The sequence below is a fragment of the Streptacidiphilus jeojiensis genome (assembly GCF_042510965.1).
GTDB classification, from domain to species: Bacteria; Actinomycetota; Actinomycetes; order Streptomycetales; family Streptomycetaceae; genus Streptacidiphilus; species Streptacidiphilus jeojiensis.
On the sequence record NZ_JBEUKS010000026.1, the window covers coordinates 1 to 15,356 of the forward strand.

The 15,356-nt window shown below is 72.5% G+C and carries 12 protein-coding genes and 1 riboswitch; of the genes, 5 read left to right on the forward strand and 7 right to left on the reverse strand.

Going from position 1 to position 15,356, the window contains the following annotated elements:
• The coding region (locus ABUW04_RS39460) for a HAMP domain-containing sensor histidine kinase (protein WP_380569131.1) at positions 1-2,163 on the reverse strand (2,163 nt) is incomplete at its 3' end.
• Positions 2,164-2,548: 385 nt separating this feature from the next.
• On the opposite strand from ABUW04_RS39460, the gene ABUW04_RS39465 reads away from it, so the two are divergent.
• Positions 2,549-3,517: an ABC transporter substrate-binding protein gene (locus ABUW04_RS39465; protein WP_030258234.1), complete on the forward strand. Its 969-nt coding sequence runs from the start codon at positions 2,549-2,551 to the stop codon at positions 3,515-3,517.
• 103 nt (positions 3,518-3,620) lie between these two features.
• Here the strand turns inward: ABUW04_RS39465 and ABUW04_RS39470 are convergent, their stop codons facing one another.
• Positions 3,621-4,190 (reverse strand): MarR family winged helix-turn-helix transcriptional regulator, encoded by a 570-nt coding sequence (locus ABUW04_RS39470; RefSeq protein WP_051725774.1) that lies wholly within the window; start codon positions 4,188-4,190, stop codon positions 3,621-3,623.
• Positions 4,191-4,308: 118 nt separating this feature from the next.
• Between ABUW04_RS39470 and ABUW04_RS39475 the strand changes: the two genes are divergently transcribed.
• The 4 genes from ABUW04_RS39475 (at position 4,309) to ABUW04_RS39490 (ending at position 8,875) form a co-directional block, all read left to right on the forward strand.
• On the forward strand, positions 4,309-5,676 hold the full coding sequence (locus ABUW04_RS39475; RefSeq protein ID WP_380569133.1) for an MFS transporter: 1,368 nt from the start codon (positions 4,309-4,311) through the stop codon (positions 5,674-5,676).
• A 157-nt stretch (positions 5,677-5,833) separates the two neighbouring features.
• Positions 5,834-6,766 carry an undecaprenyl-diphosphate phosphatase gene (locus tag ABUW04_RS39480; RefSeq protein WP_380569135.1) on the forward strand — a complete coding sequence of 311 codons (933 nt, stop codon included), beginning with the start codon at positions 5,834-5,836 and terminating at the stop codon, positions 6,764-6,766.
• 152 nt (positions 6,767-6,918) lie between these two features.
• Positions 6,919-7,530, forward strand: a complete 612-nt coding sequence (locus tag ABUW04_RS39485; RefSeq protein WP_380569138.1) for a thioredoxin family protein — start codon at positions 6,919-6,921, stop codon at positions 7,528-7,530.
• 219 nt (positions 7,531-7,749) lie between these two features.
• A riboswitch (cyclic di-AMP (ydaO/yuaA leader) is annotated at positions 7,750-7,897 on the forward strand.
• 12 nt (positions 7,898-7,909) lie between these two features.
• Complete coding sequence (locus ABUW04_RS39490; RefSeq protein WP_380569140.1) at positions 7,910-8,875, forward strand: M23 family metallopeptidase; 966 nt, start codon at positions 7,910-7,912, stop codon at positions 8,873-8,875.
• A 150-nt stretch (positions 8,876-9,025) separates the two neighbouring features.
• Here the strand turns inward: ABUW04_RS39490 and ABUW04_RS39495 are convergent, their stop codons facing one another.
• From ABUW04_RS39495 to lhgO, 5 genes are all read right to left on the reverse strand, one after another.
• Entirely contained in the window at positions 9,026-9,328 is a 303-nt protein-coding gene (locus ABUW04_RS39495; RefSeq protein WP_380569142.1) for a hypothetical protein, read from the reverse strand.
• A 98-nt stretch (positions 9,329-9,426) separates the two neighbouring features.
• Entirely contained in the window at positions 9,427-11,112 is a 1,686-nt protein-coding gene (locus ABUW04_RS39500) for a hypothetical protein (RefSeq protein ID WP_051725782.1), read from the reverse strand.
• Positions 11,113-11,268: 156 nt separating this feature from the next.
• Complete coding sequence (locus ABUW04_RS39505; protein WP_380569144.1) at positions 11,269-13,047, reverse strand: PrsW family intramembrane metalloprotease; 1,779 nt, start codon at positions 13,045-13,047, stop codon at positions 11,269-11,271.
• Between the two features lie 78 nt (positions 13,048-13,125).
• Positions 13,126-14,055: a tRNA (guanosine(46)-N7)-methyltransferase TrmB gene (gene trmB / locus ABUW04_RS39510; protein WP_380569146.1), complete on the reverse strand. Its 930-nt coding sequence runs from the start codon at positions 14,053-14,055 to the stop codon at positions 13,126-13,128.
• Positions 13,964-15,181, reverse strand: coding sequence for an L-2-hydroxyglutarate oxidase (gene lhgO, locus ABUW04_RS39515; protein WP_030258259.1), 1,218 nt, complete (start codon positions 15,179-15,181; stop codon positions 13,964-13,966). The genes trmB and lhgO overlap by 92 nt, the downstream gene beginning before the upstream one ends.
• Between the last annotated feature and the right edge of the window lie 175 nt (positions 15,182-15,356).

A 15,356-nucleotide genomic window follows, 5' to 3' on the forward strand; every position in this document is an offset into this window, starting at 1 on the left:
CGGCGCGGCCGGCGGCAGCGCGGCGGGCGCCGGGGCCGCCGGGGCGGTCAGCGCGGCCGGTACGGCGGGTGCGGGCGCGGCCGGCGCCGCCGGGGTCGCCCTGAGCAGCGCGGCCGGCACCAGGACCAGGCTGCTGACACCGCCGCCGGGGGTCCGCGACAGGGTGACCGTGATCCCCCAGCGCCGGGCCAGGTTGCCGACCACGAAGAGGCCGAGCACCCGGGTCGGCACCAGGTCCAGGCGCTCGCGCCGGACCAGCCGGGCGTTCTCCTCGGCCAGCCGCTCCGAGCCCATGCCCAGACCGTGGTCGACGATCTCGATCGCGGCGTGCCCGCCGGGGGTCCGCACCGTCACCTCGACGCTGCTGTGCGCGGGCGAGAACGACACCGCGTTCTCCAGCAGTTCGGCGAGCATCAGCACCAGGTCGCCGACGATGTCCGGGGCGACCGTCGGGTCCGACTCGGCGCGCAGCACCACCCGCTGGTAGCCCTCGATCTGGCCCAGCGAGGCGCGGATGACATGGCTGACCGGTGCCGGCCGGCCGTCCAGCTCGGACTCGCGGATGCCGGCCAGCAGCATCAGGCTGTCGGCGTTGCGCTGCATGCGGACCGCGATGTGGTCGATCCGGTACAGCTGCTCCAGCAGCTCCGGGTCGGTCTCGCCGCGCTCCACCGCGTCGATCAGCGCGAGTTGACGGTTGGTCAGGTTGCTGACCCGGCGGCCGATGTTGCCGAACATCTCGGCGATGTTGCGGCGGCTGGTGACCTGGCGCTCCAGCAGTCCGGCCGCGGTGACCTGGACCTGGTTGAACGCCTCGGCCAGGGCCCCGAGTTCGTCCTGGGCCAGCACCGGGACGGCCTCCAGCCGGGCCGGGCTCTCGTCCGCGGCGTCGTCGTCGGCGACCCGGGCGAGCTCCTTCTCCGAGATCGCGGCGACCTTGCGGGCGGCGTTGGTGAGGCGCTGGACCGGTCGCACCACCGAGTGCCGGATCAGCACGGACAGGGTGAGCCAGGTGACGAAGATCAGCAGCGCCAGCGCCAGCAGCAGGATCGCCCTCAGCCAGGCGGAGCTGGAGGCGCTGTCGGCGCCGGCCGCGATCTCCTGGGTGAGCTTCTGGGTGATGGCCAGCCGGATCTGCGACTCGCCGACGATCTTCGGCAGGGTCTCGTCCACCTGCGCCGCGGCGGCCTGCATCGAAGCCTTGTCGGAGACCGAGGACAGGTCGCCGGGGGAGACCTCGAGCAGCGACAGCTGCGTCTTGATGTAGGCCTGGTTGGTGTTGTAGTCCATCCCGCCGAGCTCGGTGACCTGGGCCGGCGTGGCCAACTGCCCGAACCGGGTGACCTGGTAGGTGTACTGCTCCTGGGCGCCGACCGCGGCGAGGAACTCGACCAGGGCGTTGGAGTCGCCGGTCTGGGTGGACAGCACGCTGGTCTCGTAGACGGCGTGGGCGGTGTCGGCCCGCAGCAGCGCGTCCAGGCTCTGGGTGGTCCGGACGTTGCCGCCGTGGTCGGTGGTGAGGCCGAGGCCGTCGATCAGGTCGTCGGCGGTGGGGCTGTAGGCCTGGTCGATGTTGGGGGCGGCCAGGGTGCCGACCGCGATCTGGTCCCGGGGCAGGCCGTTGAGCTCCGCCAGCGCGATGCTCTCTGCGGCCGGCATGGAGGAGCCGAAGGCCTGGCGGACCATCGCGGCCTGGGCGGTGGTGGCCGCCTGGGCGGCGCGGAAGGCGGCGTTGGAGGGCGCCTTGTCCTTGGCGTCCTGCCGGTCGTAGTGCGCCCAGAGCAGCAGCGCCTGCTGCTGCTCGGTCTGCACGTCGTCCACCAGCAGCGCGACCTGGTAGCTGTTACGGACCAGGTCGGCCTGGCTGGCGGTGGCCTGGGCGGTGCTGATCTCGCTGTTCACGACCACGGCGAACAGGATCGAGATCACCACGACCGGCACGGTGACCAGCACGTTGAGCTTGTGACGGAAGGGGATCCGGTCGAGTTGGCGGCCCAGTCGGGCGCGCAGGCCGGTCTCCAGCGGTTCCGGGGTGCCGGTCGTCTCCCCGGTCGTCTCCGGGGAGCCTGCGTCTTCCGGGGTGCCAGGTATGACCGGTTCGCCCGGGGCGAGCGGTTCGTCCGGGGCGGCCGGTGGGGCCGGGTGCGCGTCCTGGAGGGACAACCGAATCTCCTCGATCGGCTCCGGTGCCTGGCAGTTGGCACGCCCCTGCCCTGACGGGTGGTCGGCGGGAACCGGAACGCTCTCGTCGAATAAGTGACCGTGCGGAGACTACCGGTTGCGGGGATCCCCGTGACAGGGGAGTTGTGAACATTGCGCTACGAAGTGATCAAAAACCTTCCGCAACTGCAGCTCTGCGTTCCAGTATCGTCCGGTCGCACCTGCCTCACCTGCACCACCTGTGTGCGACCGGGTAGCGGGGCCCCAACCGCAGGACGGACTTCGGTTGACTACCGCTCATACAAGCAGATTTGATCGTCCGTGAGCTATACCTTCTGCCCCGCACGTCCCCTGCGCCTCAAGCCTCCCCCACCATTGGAATGGACCAGTGACTACTTCCACAACCCGCGGCCGCACCCGTATAGCCGCCGTCCTCGTCGCCTCTGCTGCCGCTGTGTCCCTCGCGGCCTGCGGGTCGTCCTCCTCCGGCTCGTCGAACCCGCTGGCGCCGACCCAGGCCGCCGCCACCGGCTCCGGCGCCGCGAGCGGGCCGATCATCGTGGGCTCCAACAACTTCGCCGAGAGCACCATCCTGGCCGACATCTACGGCGAGGCGCTCAAGGCCAAGGGCCTGACCGTCACCTACAAGCCCAACATCGGTAGCCGCGAGGTCAGTTACGGCCTGCTGAAGAACAACACGGTCACCCTGATGCCGGAGTACAACGGCTCGCTGCTGGCCTACCTGGACCCGAAGGCGGTCCCGACCAGCGCGGAGGACACCGACACCCAGCTGACCGCCAAGATCGCCTCCAACCTGCAGATCCTCACCCCGGCCGCGGCCGAGGACAAGGACTCGCTCACGGTCAACGCGGCGACCGCGGCCAAGTACAACCTGACCGCCTCCTCCACCATCTCGGACCTGAAGAGCATCGCGGGCCAGCTGGTGGCCGGTGCCGCCCCTGAGTTCCAGACCCGGCAGCAGGGCCTGGTCGGTCTGAAGTCGGTCTACGGCATCACCTTCAAGAGCTTCAAGGCGCTGGACGCCGGCGGCACGCTCACCGAGGCGGCGCTGAAGAAGAACGACATCCAGGTCGGTGACATCTTCACCACCGACAGCACCATCGCCACCGAGAAGTGGATCACCCTCAAGGACGACAAGAGCCTCTTCGGCTTCCAGAACGTCATCCCGGTGGCCCAGAAGACCCTGCCGCAGACCGCGGTGGACGCGCTCAACGCGGTGTCGGCGAAGCTGGACACGGCGACGCTGATGGACCTGGACTCCAAGGTCGGCGCCAAGGGCGCGGACCCGCTGGCGGTGGCCGACGCCTGGCTGAAGTCGGTCGGCCTCAGCTCCTGAGCTACCACTGCCGAGCTGTCACTGCTGAGCTGCCGCTGCTGAGCCGGCGCTCTCCGCACCGAGGGCCGTCCACCGTGGATCACGGTGGGCGGCCCTCGGTGCGTCAGTCGTCCAGGTCGTCGCAGCGGCCCAGCGCGTCCGGCTGGTGCTCCTCGACCCGGCGCAGCATCCGGCCCAGCTGTCCGGAGAGCACCGCGCGCTCCTCGGGGGAGGCGTCCTGCAGCAGCTCCTCCTCGAACACCGCCGCCATCCGCATCGACTCCAGCCACTTCTCCCGGCCGGTCCGGGTCAGTTCGATGATCACCCGGACCCGGTTGCTCTCGTCGCGGGTGCGGGTGACCAGCTCGGCGGCGGCCATCCGGTCGATCCGGTGGGTCATCGCCGCCGGGGTGAGACCGAGCCGCTTGGCCAGCTCGCCGGGCCCCAGCCGGTACGGGCTGCCGGCCACGATCAGTGCCTTCAGCACCTCCCAGTCGGCCGAGCTGATGCCCAGCTCGTTGAGCTGCCGCCCGTAGGCGACCGACATCCGCCGGGCCAGCCGGCTCAGCGTCGAGACGATCGTCTCGACCTGGGGGTCGACCAGCGGGAACTCGCGCTGGTAGGCGGCGACCTGCTCGTCGATCCGCAGCTCGCCGGCCACCTCGTCCTGCGGTGCCGGGGCGTCGGTTGTCATGCCTTCCAGTCTCTCATAACGGGGCTAAAGGGTTCGCTCCTGTAGCATTTCTCACCGAAGACTTTAGTAGTGTACTCTTCGAGGAGAAACTTGGGACGACCGTGAAGGGTGGTGCAGCATGACGCGCGCAATGCGACAGAAGAACCAGCAGTACGGGACGGCGGGCGGCACGCTGCGCCGGGTGCAGATCGGCAACGCGCTCAGCGCGTTCGGCAGCGGTTTCACCGTCCCCTACATGTTCGTCTACGTGAGCACGGTCCGCGGTCTCGGCTCGATGACCGCGTGGCTGGTGTTCACCCTGTTCGCGCTGGCCGCCCTGGTCGCGCTGCCCCTCGCCGGGCGCGGCATCGACCGCTACGGGGCCCGTCCGGTGCTGGTCGCCGGAGCGGTGACGGCCGCCGCCGGGGCGCTGGCCTTCGGCCACGCCTCGGGCAGCGGGCACATCCTGATGTCCGCGTTCCTCTTCGGTGCCGGGGTCGCCGCGGTGCAGCCGGCGCTGGCGACGATGATCGTCCGCTGCTCCACCCAGGAGACCAGGGCGCACGCCTTCGCGCTGCAGTTCACCCTGGTCAACCTGGGGATGGGGATCGGTGCGCTGATCGGCGGCCAGATCGTGGACGTCAGCCGGCCGGCCAGCCTGACCCTGCTGTTCAGCGTCGAGGCGGTCATGTTCCTGGTGCTCGCCGCGGTCACCGGCACCATCCGGATGCCGGCCGCGGCGCCCGCGGCCGTGCCGGCCTCGGCGCCCGCGGCCGTGCCGGCCTCGGCGCCGACCGCCGGCGGACGGGTCGCGGAGCCGAAGTCGGATCTGCGGACGCTGCTGGCGGACAAGGCCATGGTGCGGATCTGCCTGCTCGCCGGGCTGATCTTCTTCACCTGCTACGGCCAGTTTGAGTCCGGTGTGGCCGCGTACGCCACCGACGTCGTCGGCACCTCGCCGTCCGTCCTGGGCCTGGCCCTGGGTGTGAACACCCTGGCCATCGTGGTGCTGCAGATGATCGTCGTGCGGATCACCGCGCGTCGCCGCCGCAGCACCGCCATCGCGGCCACCGGTGTGGTCTGGCTGGGCGCCTGGGCGGCGGCCGCCGTGGCCGGGCTGGTGTCCGGGGGCATGGTGGCGACCGCCGCGATGCTCTCCGTCTACATGCTGTTCGGCGTCGGCGAGGCGCTGCTCGCGCCCACCCTCGGGCCGATCATCGCCGACCTGGCCCCGGCGCATCTGCTGGGCAGCTACAACGCGGCGTTCGCGCTGGTCAAGCAGGTGGCCATCGCGATGGGCCCGGCGGCCGGGGTGCTGCTGGTCGGTGCCGGCCTGCCGGCCGCGTACATCGCGGTGATGGCGGGCTCCACGGTGCTGATCGTGGCGCTGGCGCTGCGGCTGCGGACGCAGCTGACCGCCGCGCAGGACAACGCCGTGCGGCGGACCAGGGTGGTCACCACCTCGGTCGAGCCGCGGCTGGCGGGCGAGCTGCGCCCGGCGGCCTGACGGCCCGACGGCTGCGGGGTGTGACGGCTTCGGCGACCTGTCCCGGGTGAACGCTCGGGGGCCGAGCGGTGAACAAGGGGCGTGCGGTGGTGGAGGGTCTACATCGCTGTAGTACTTTCTGACTGCCACTGTCGATCCCCTGTGCCGAAGGTCGCCGATGTCCGTCCTCACCTATCCAGAAGCGATCGGCGTCGGCCTGCTCCAGGGCGTCACGGAGCTCTTCCCGGTCTCCAGTCTCGGCCACAGCATCCTGGTGCCCGCCCTGATCGGCGGCTCCTGGAAGCGCGACCTCAATGTCGCCGCCGCCGACTCCCCGTACCTCAACGTGCTGATCGGTCTGCACCTGGCCACCGCGCTGGCGCTGGTGGTGTTCTTCTGGCGGGACTGGGTCCGGGTGATCTCCGGCTTCGTCAGCTCGGTCCGCGAGCGGCGGATCGAGACCGTGGACCAGAAGCTGGCCTGGCTGCTGATCGTGGCGACCATCCCGGTCGGCATCGCCGGACTCGCGCTCGACAAGGTGTTCCGTGAGCACCTGGGCAAGCCGATCCCGGCGGCGATCTTCCTGACCCTCAACGGTCTGGTGCTGTTCATCGCCGAGCGGCTCAAGCGCGGCGGGACCGGACGGCGCAGGGCCGGCGACCCGGCCCCGGTCGAGGCGGGCCCGGACGCCGAGGAGGTGGACCCCGACGTCCTCTCCGACCGCAGGATCACCAAGCTGCGCTGGGGCTCGGCGCTGATCGTCGGCGGCGCCCAGATCCTGGCGCTGCTGCCGGGCATCAGCCGTTCCGGGGTGACCATAAGCGCCGGCATCTTCAAGGGCCTGCGGCACGAGGACTCGGCCCGCTTCGCCTTCCTGCTGGCGACCCCGGTGATCGGGGCGGCCGCGCTGCTCAAGGTTCCCTCGCTGATGGGGCACCAGGGCGACGGCATCCGCGGGCAGGTGCTGGCCGGAGCGGTGGCGGCGTTCGTCGCCGGGTACGTCGCCGTGCGGTTCCTGACCAAGTACTTCGAGACCCGGACGCTGACGCCGTTCGCGATCTACTGCACGGTCGCCGGCCTCGGCAGCCTCGCCTACCTCACCCTCGGCTGAGCCCTGCGCAGGCCCGTTCGGGGGAGTCCCTCGTACGGGTGATCGAGGCGCTCCCTCCGCGTTGCTGCACCCGGGAAGCTCCGTTGCTCTGATCCCATGATCGTGGAGATCCTCCACCGGCGACGGTGGGGTGGAGCGAGGGAGGGAGTGCCGTGCGCGGGTTTCGGCGACGGGTTGCCGTGATCGCCGGTGCGCTGGGAGCCCTGCTGCTGCTCGGTGGCTGCATGACGGTGTCCGGGCAGGCACCCGGCCACCGCGGGGCGCCGGGCGACGCCGCCACCCCTGGAGCCGCCCACGGCGCGGGCCAGGTGGGTTACGCCCATCCGTTCGTCCCGCTGCCCTCGGTGAGCCTCGCCCCGGTTCCGGACAGCTACGACCCCTCGGCGGACGCCAACGCCGCGGTGGCCGCGGCCGTCGCGGCGTCCGGGGTGGACGGCCGACCGGTGCTGCTCGACTTCGGCTCCTCCTGGTGCGAGGACTGCCAGGCGCTGTCCGCGCTGGTGGACACCCCCGGGGTGAACCGCATCCTGGCCCGCAACTACCACCTGGTGACCGTGGACGTCGGGCACTACGACCTGAACACCCAACTGGCGGCCCGCTACGTCTCGTTGGCGCAGAGCGGGATCCCCGCCCTGGTGCTGCTCGGCCCGGACGGCACCAAGCGGGACACCGGCGACCCGTCGGCGTTCGCCAATGCGCGCGACCTGGACGCCGACGGCTTCGCCGGAACCCTGGTCGACTGGCTCTACCTGCCGTCCCGGTGAGCACCGGGGCTGCGGGGAAGCTGCGGGGAAGCTGCAGGGAAGGTGAGAAGAGTCGGGCTGATGCATACTCAGGAACAGTCACTGCGGGGCAGAACCGGACAAAACTCGACTCCGCTCCGTGAGCACTCAACTGCACCCCCTGGATTGCTTGGCATCAACCGTCACTAGGATTACCGTTCAATAACGCAGTGCGAAGGTCTGCCGTTGCTCGGACGGCATCGCACGCGATCGCCTAATCCTGTCTGGAACCGGGGAACCATTCGGTACTGAGGTTCAGTACCCCGGGGTGAATCGGCCGCACCTGGCCGTAGGAGACCTTCCTCTCCGAACCCGTCAGCTAACCCGGTCGGCGAGATGGAAGGAAAGGAGCACGCCGAACGTGGCGTCGAACTCGCCCACCTGGGCACCCGTGGCACCCGTGCAGCCGATCCCGCCGCAGCGGACCGCCCCCTCGGCGGTGCTGGGCTTCGCGGCCATGGCCGCGGTCGGTGCCACCGGAGCCGTCGCGCTCGCGGCCCCCTCCGCATCGGCGGCCGTACGCGAGACCGGGGGCAGCACCCTGGTCGCCCAGGAGCAGGCCCACGGCACCACGGCGACCCTCACCAGGCCCGCGGCCGACCCGGGTACGGCCCTGGCCGACCGGATCCGCACCCAGGCCGCGCAGCAGCGGGCGACCGCCGAGGACACGGCCCGGCGCCAGGCGGCGGCCGAGGCCGCGGCGCGCCAGGCAGCGGCCAGGGAGGCGGCGGCCCGCGAGACGGCGGCGCAGGAGGCTGCCGAACAGGCCCGTGCGGCCGAGCTGGCCGCCCAGCAGGCCGCGGCCCAGGCAACGGCGGCGGCCCGGCAGGCAGTTGCGACGCAGGCGGCAGCGGCACAGACCGTGGCCGCTCAGACCGCAGCCGCACAGACCGCGGCGGCGCAGCAGACCACGGCTCGGGCCGGGGTCGGCGCCCTGGTGGCGCCGATCGCCTCGGCGGTCGCCGGATCCGGCTTCGGCCAGTCCGACTCGCTCTGGTCCCAGCTGCACACCGGACAGGACTTCACCGCCCCGACCGGCACCCCGGTGGTCGCGGTCGGCGGCGGCACCATCACCTCGGCCGGCTGGGCCGGGGCGTACGGCTACCGCGTGGTGGAGACGCTGGCCGACGGCACCGAGGTCTGGTACTGCCACCTCTCGGTGATCGGCGTCGGCTCCGGCACGGTGACGGCCGGTCAGCCCATTGGCCGGGTCGGCGCGACCGGCAGCAACGTCAACGCCCCGCACCTGCACCTGGAGGTGCGTCCGAGCGGCGGCGAGCCGGTCGACCCGGCGGCCTGGCTGTCCCAGCACGGCCTGGCGCTCTGACAGTCCCGGCACTGCCGCTGGTCCGACGCGTGATCCCGAGCGGCACCCCCTGAACTCCGACGGTCCCGGTGACACCCCCCGACACTGGGACCGTCGGCCTGTCCGGCCCCGACTCCGAGTCCGACTCCGACCGCTGCCGCCGGCGACCCGTCAGGCGCGTCGGTCCACGGCCGCCCAGGACGCCAGCGCGACGCCGGAGGACACGGCGGCCACCGACGGCCAGGCGCCCAGCTTCTTCGCCAGCGGGTGCGAGCCCGCGAACGCGGCGACGTACAGGCCGCTCAGCGCCACCGCGGTGGCCGGGCCGGCCGTCCGCTTCCACTGCGTCGCCGCGACCGCGCCGGCCGCGAGCAGGGCCACCCCGCCCAGCTCCCGCCGCTTGGTCGCCCGGGCGATCCCGTAACCGCCGACGAGCCCGCCCGCCGCGACCAAGGACGAGGGAATGCGTGCCATCTCCGTACGACCTTCCTGAGATCCGAACGCCGGAACCACTGCTGCTCCGACCCTAACCCGGCCCCGGTGGCGCGCCCGGGCCGGGCCGGGCCGGGGACTCAGTTGGTCCTGGTGTTCCGCAGGTGCAGGCCCATGTAGCCGATGTAGATCTTCCCGGTCCCCGAGCAGTCGTCGAAGTAGTGCAGCCGGGGCGCGGTACCGCCACCGCCTATCCGCAGATGGGCGCCCATGAAGACCTTGCCGGCCGGGTTGACCTCGACCGGGACCGGGAGCTCGCGCTCGCCCTTCCACTTGGTGTTGGTGCGGACCGTGCGCGACTCGTCGCGGATCACCTTGCGCGGCGGGAAGACATGGCAGTCGACCGGGGTGTTCTCGCACCAGCGGCGGAAGTCGCCGCCGGACTCGCCGTGCACCGCCGCCTCGGCGTAGTCCTGCAGCGCGAGCAGCGCGTCCCAGGCCATCCTGACCCAGGTGGGGTGGTCGGTCTGGTCGTCCAGCTCGCGGGTCAGTCGGGGGTCGCCGGTGAAGGAGAGCAGCGGGAACTCGTCGATCCGCTCGACCAGCTCGGCGAAGGAGACCGGGTCGACCCGGGTGGTGGCCGGCTCGGCGCGGTTCGCGCCCTCGCCGCCGTCCGCCTCGGCCAGCCGCCCGCGCAGCGACCTGACCTGGGTGCGGGCCTCGCGCAGCTCGCTGTACTGCTCGTCGTACTCGGCGGCCAGCTGCGACTCGCGCTCCTCGGCGTCCCGCAGCCAGCGGCGCACCTCCTGGAGCTCCTCGGCGCGGGCCCGCTCCTCGTGGACCTCCTCCTCGTGGTGGTCCACCAGCAGGCTGCCGGGCTGGACGCCGTCGATCGCGGCGATGTCCGCGCTCTCCTCGGACCAGGGGGCCGATCCGCCGCGCAGGTTCTGGGCCCGCAGCGGCGGCAGCCCGGCCAGGGCCTCCGGCAGCGGGGACTGCACCGCCAGCCGGCGCGGCAGCCAGGCCAGCAGGCCGGAGGCGCGGCGCAGGTCGGTGTCCAGGGTGTGCCGGCCCATCACCCGGTGCCGCTGGGCCTCGGGCGCCCAGGCCGGGTCCAGGCCGGGGAGGTAGGTGCGCACCGCGCCGCCGTACACCCGGTGGTGCTCCAGGGCCCGGTTGAAGTCCCGCTCGGCGCCGGGGGCCAGCGCGTAGAGCACGGCGAGGCCGGCGCAGCCGCGCAGCAGCGGGTCCACGGTCTCGGCCAGCCAGTCGTCGAAGTCCGTGCGCGGGGGAGTGCTGGCGACCACGATCGGCATCCGGCGGTCCGGGTCGCAGAGCTCGTCCAGCACCTCGTCGACGTCGCCGCGTTCGATGACGGTGGGCATGCCGTGCACCCGGGCCGCGCCCTGGTGCTCGCCCTCGGCCGCGCCGAGCACGTCGAGCAGGCCTCGGGCCAGGGCGGGAACCGGGGCCTTGGTCGCCGAGGCGCCGCGTACCGGCAGCTGTTCGGCGTCCAGGCGCACCCAGGTGCCGCCGGTGGGAGGGGTGCTGATCGTCAGTGAGGTCTGCCAGATTCCCTGGGGCGTGAACTCGCGTAGTCGCCAGCGCGCGACCGACTCCTTGGCGCCGCTGGCGCCTCTGACCCGGTCCTTCAGGGCGCAGTCGAGCACGGCCTGCGCCCCGACCCGGTGGCGGCCGTCCTCGGCGCCGGGGTCCTCATAGTGCTGGGCCTTCAGCCAGTGTCTGACCTGCTGTCCCGCGAGGGTGACCGTGTCGCGGTGGCTGTGGCCACTGGTCACGGCCATGCGGTAGATGCCATCTGTCATCCGCGGGCCTCCTGACGCTGTGTCGGCGTCTCCGCACGCTGCATGCGGGGTCAGAAGGTCCAACGCGGGAGGGACCCCCGATGGTTCCGGTGCGATCAGCCAAGGGCGTGAACGAATGGTGCGCACGCCGTGTGTGCGCGCCGGTGGACGGCAGGGTCAGCCGGGGGGCTCCACGGTGGTGGGGGCGTCGATGACCTGCGCGGACTGCGGTTGCGGGGTCGGCTGCGGTTGCTGCTGGGCCGGGGGCTGGGCCTGGGGGTAGGGCTGCGGGTACGGCTGGGGATACGGCTGCGGGTAGGGGCGCGGCTGCGGGTAGCCGTAGCCGTAGGCCGGGGGTTGCGGCCAGGGCTGGGGCTGCGGCTGCGCCGGCCCGGGGTAGCCGTAGCCGGCGCCCGGTACGTTAGGCGCGTACCCGCCGTAGCCGGGGCCCGGCTGGGCCGGCAGGTAGGCGGCCGGCGCCGGGGCCGCCGCGTAGCCGGGCGTGGGGTAGCCGCCGGGCGAGCCGAACGCGCGCGGCACCCCGAACACCCCGGGGGGCATCCCCGGCGCACCCGGGAACCCGCCGAAGCCCCTGGCCTGCGGATTGCGGCGGTACCACTCCTGCGCGCCGACCCGGGTGAATATCTCCGCGACCCGCTCCCTGCGCTCCCACAGGTGGTGCAGCAGCTCCTGCTCGCGCTCCACGAAGTCCGGCCCGGCCAGCCCGCGCTCGGCGCGCTGCCGCAGGAACGCCAGCGCCGTGGCGAAGCCCACGTACTCCCGCATCGCCTTGTCGCCGACCGGACCCTGGGTGAACTTCGCCAGCTCCCGGGCCTGCTTCCGGGTCCGCATCGTCGACAGCACCAGCGGCACCTGCTGCGCGATCCAGCCCGCCGCCGCGTACACCGGCAGCTGCCGCTCCAGCGCCCGCAGTTCGTTCCGGCGCGACCACACCACCAGCCAGACCATCAGGCAGAACACCGGCACCATGAACAGGAAGTACACGCCGATGAAGCCCAGCGGGCCCAGCACCGAGGAGCCGTTCCAGGTCCCGTGCATGAACATCGCGCAGACCCAGCCGCCGATCGGCGCCGACACCTTCGCCCAGCGCTTGCGGGACACCGCGGCCAGCCCGAAGCCCACCCCGGTCATCGAGGTGAACAGCGGGTGCGCGAACGGCGACATCACCTCGCGCAGGATGAAGGTGACCACGGTCTGGGCGAAGCCGGCGCCGTCCTTGTCGCCGTCCAGCACCGAGCGTCCGATGTAGAGGATGTTCTCGGTGAAGGCGAAGCCGGTCGCGGTGAACCCCGCGTAGACCACGCCGTCGACGATGCCGCCGAAGTCGCGGCGGCGGAACAGGAACAGCAGCAGGATCGCGGAGCCCTTGGCCGACTCCTCCACCAGCGGTGCCACCAGGCTGGCGCCCAGCGTCTCGCCGCTGCCGATCTGATGGCTGATCAGCAGCGAGGTCGCCCAGGTGTTGGCCAGGATGGCGACCAGCGTCGCGGCGCAGGAGCCCCAGGCGAAGCAGAACAGCAGATTGCGCAGCGGCTTGGGCTCCAGCCGGTCCAGCCAGTAGAACGCCCCCAGCACCAGCGGCACCGGCAGTACGGCCAGGCACACCCCGATCAGCAGCCCGGAGGTGCCGGTCTGCCGCTGCACCAGGGCCAGGATGGCCACCCCGCAGAGCGCCAGCAGCACGATCAGCGCGGTGAGCCGCAGCGCCTTGCTGTCGAACGGATTGCGGCGCGCCTTGTAGCGGAAGCTGCCGGTCAGCTGGAACTGCGGCTGCCCCTCCGCCTGCGGCACCGGCGGGGTCTGCGCGGCGGTCGGGGGTTGGGCGGTCTGGGGCTGGGCGGTCGGGGGCTGCAGCACGGAGGCGGCCTCCGCGAACGGGGGCCGGGGCGCGGCTGTGTCGGCGGTCGCGGTCGGTTCCGGCTGCGGGCTGCTCACCGTACGACCTTAGCGGGGCGGATAAGCCTCCCGTAAGGCGTTGCCGGTACTCCCTCGGACACTCCCCCGGGCACTCCCTCAGCGGCGGCGGAAGACCAGATCGTGCACGACATGGCCCTTGTCCAGGCCCTGCCGCTCGAACTTCGTCACCGGGCGCCACTCGGGTCGCGGTGCGTACCCCCCGTCACTCCCGGCGTACGGGTTCTCCAGCTCGGGCGAGGCGCTCAGCACCTCCAGCATCTGCTCGGCGTACGGCTCCCAGTCGGTGGCGCAGTGCACGGTCGCACCGCTGCGCAGCCTGGACAGCGCCAGCTCCAGGAACTCGGGCTGCAGCAGCCGCCGCTTGTGGTGCCGGGCCTTGGGCCAGGGGTCGGGGAAGTAGATCCGCAGCCCGGCCAGCGAGGCCGGCGCCAGCTGGTCGCGGAGCAGGACCACCGCGTCGCCCTCGGCCAGCCGGACGTTGGCCAGGCCGTCGGACTCGATCCGGCGCAGCAGGTTCCCGTGGCCCGGGGTGTGCACGTCCACCGCGAGGATGCCGGTGCCGGGATCGGCGGCGGCCATGGTCGCGGTGGCGTCGCCCATCCCGAAGCCGATCTCCAGCAGCACCGGGAGCTCCGGATCCCCGAACAGCTCGCCCAGGTCGATCCGGCTCCTGCCGTCCACCCGGAGGCCGTAGCGCTCCCACAGCCTGGCCAGCGCCGCGCGCTGGGCGTCGCTCATCCGCCCCTTGCGCGGGTGGAAGCTGCGGATCCGCCGCTCGCGGTGCAGGTCGTCGGGGACCGGCGCACCGAGCTGGGTCGGGACGACGGGGTCGGGGAGGGCAGCGGGGGATGCGGGATGGCTGGTCACAGTGGGGTCCAGTCTAACGGCGCGGCCATCGGGCCCGGCCGGCGTTCGACCGGCGGTCGACCGGCGCTCAGCCGGCCAGCTGCGCCAGCGCCCGGCCGGCGATCTCGCGGCCGATCGGCAGCGAGGCGGTGGCTGCGGGCGAGGGCGCGTTGAGCACATGGACGGTGCGCGGGGCCTCGGCGAAGGCGAAGTCGTCGAGCAGGGTGCCGTCGCGGCCGACCGCCTGGGCGCGCACCCCGGCCGGGGCCGGGATCAGGTCGGCGCCGGCGATGGCCGGGAGCAGCCGCTGGACGTCCCGGGTGAAGGCGCGGTGCGACAGCGAGCGCCGTACCTCCACCGCCTCGGCCCGCCAGTGCTTGGCGGCCAGCCGCCAGGCGCCGGGCCAGGCCAGCGTCCCGGCGAACTCGCGCGGACTGACCCGGCTCCAGCTGTAGCCCTCCCTGGCCGTGGCCGGCACCGCGTTGGGGCCGACGTGCACGCCGCCGTGCAGGTCGCGGGTGAGGTGGACGCCGAGGAAGGGGAAGGCCGGGTCGGGGACCGGGTACACCAGTCCGTGCACCAGCTGCGCGGCCCGGTCGGACAGCTCGAAGTACTCGCCGCGGAACGGGATGATCCGCACCCCGGGCTCGTCCCCGGCCATCCTGGCGATCCGGTCGCTGTGCAGCCCGGCGCAGTTGACCAGCACCCGGGCCCGCACCTCGGCCAGGGTGGTGCCGACGGTGACCCCGTCCGCCCGGCGCGCGATCGAGACGACAGCGCCGCCGGTGCGCACCTGCGCGCCGGAGAGCTTGGCGTACGCCCGCGCGACCGCCGGGTAGTCGCAGATCCCGGTGTCCCCGATGTGCAGCGCGGCCACCCCGCTGACCTGCGGTTCGAACTCGGCGATGCCGGCCGCGCCGAGCTCGCGCACGCTGAGGCCGTGCTCGCGACCGCGCTGCGCCAGCGCGTGCAGCCGGGGCAGCTCCTCGCTGCCGGTGGCGACCACGAGCTTCCCGGTGGACCGGTAGGGCAGCCCGTGCTCCCGGCAGAAGTCAGCCATCTCCCGGGCGCCCTCGACGGCGAAGCGCGCCTTGAGGCTGCCGGGCTTGTAGTAGAGGCCGCTGTGCACCACGCCGCTGTTGTGCCCGGTCTGGTGCCCGGCCACGGCGGGCTCCTTCTCCAGCACGATCACCGAGGTCCCCGGTGCGGCCAGGCTGATCGCATACGCCGTCGACAGACCGACGATCCCGCCGCCGATCACCACCACGTCGCAGTCGTACCCACAGGTCGTGTCCACGCGGGGCATACTCCCACGTGGGTACGACAGTGCGGGAGGGTGCGGTGGGCTCCGGGGGATTCTCGGCTGCGGACCGTAGCTGGCTGGTCGCGCAGTTCCCCGCGCCCCTAGCAAGTGCAACTGGCCCAGTTGCAGCCCCCTAGGGGCGCGGGGAACTGCGCGACAAACCATGCACACGCCGCAC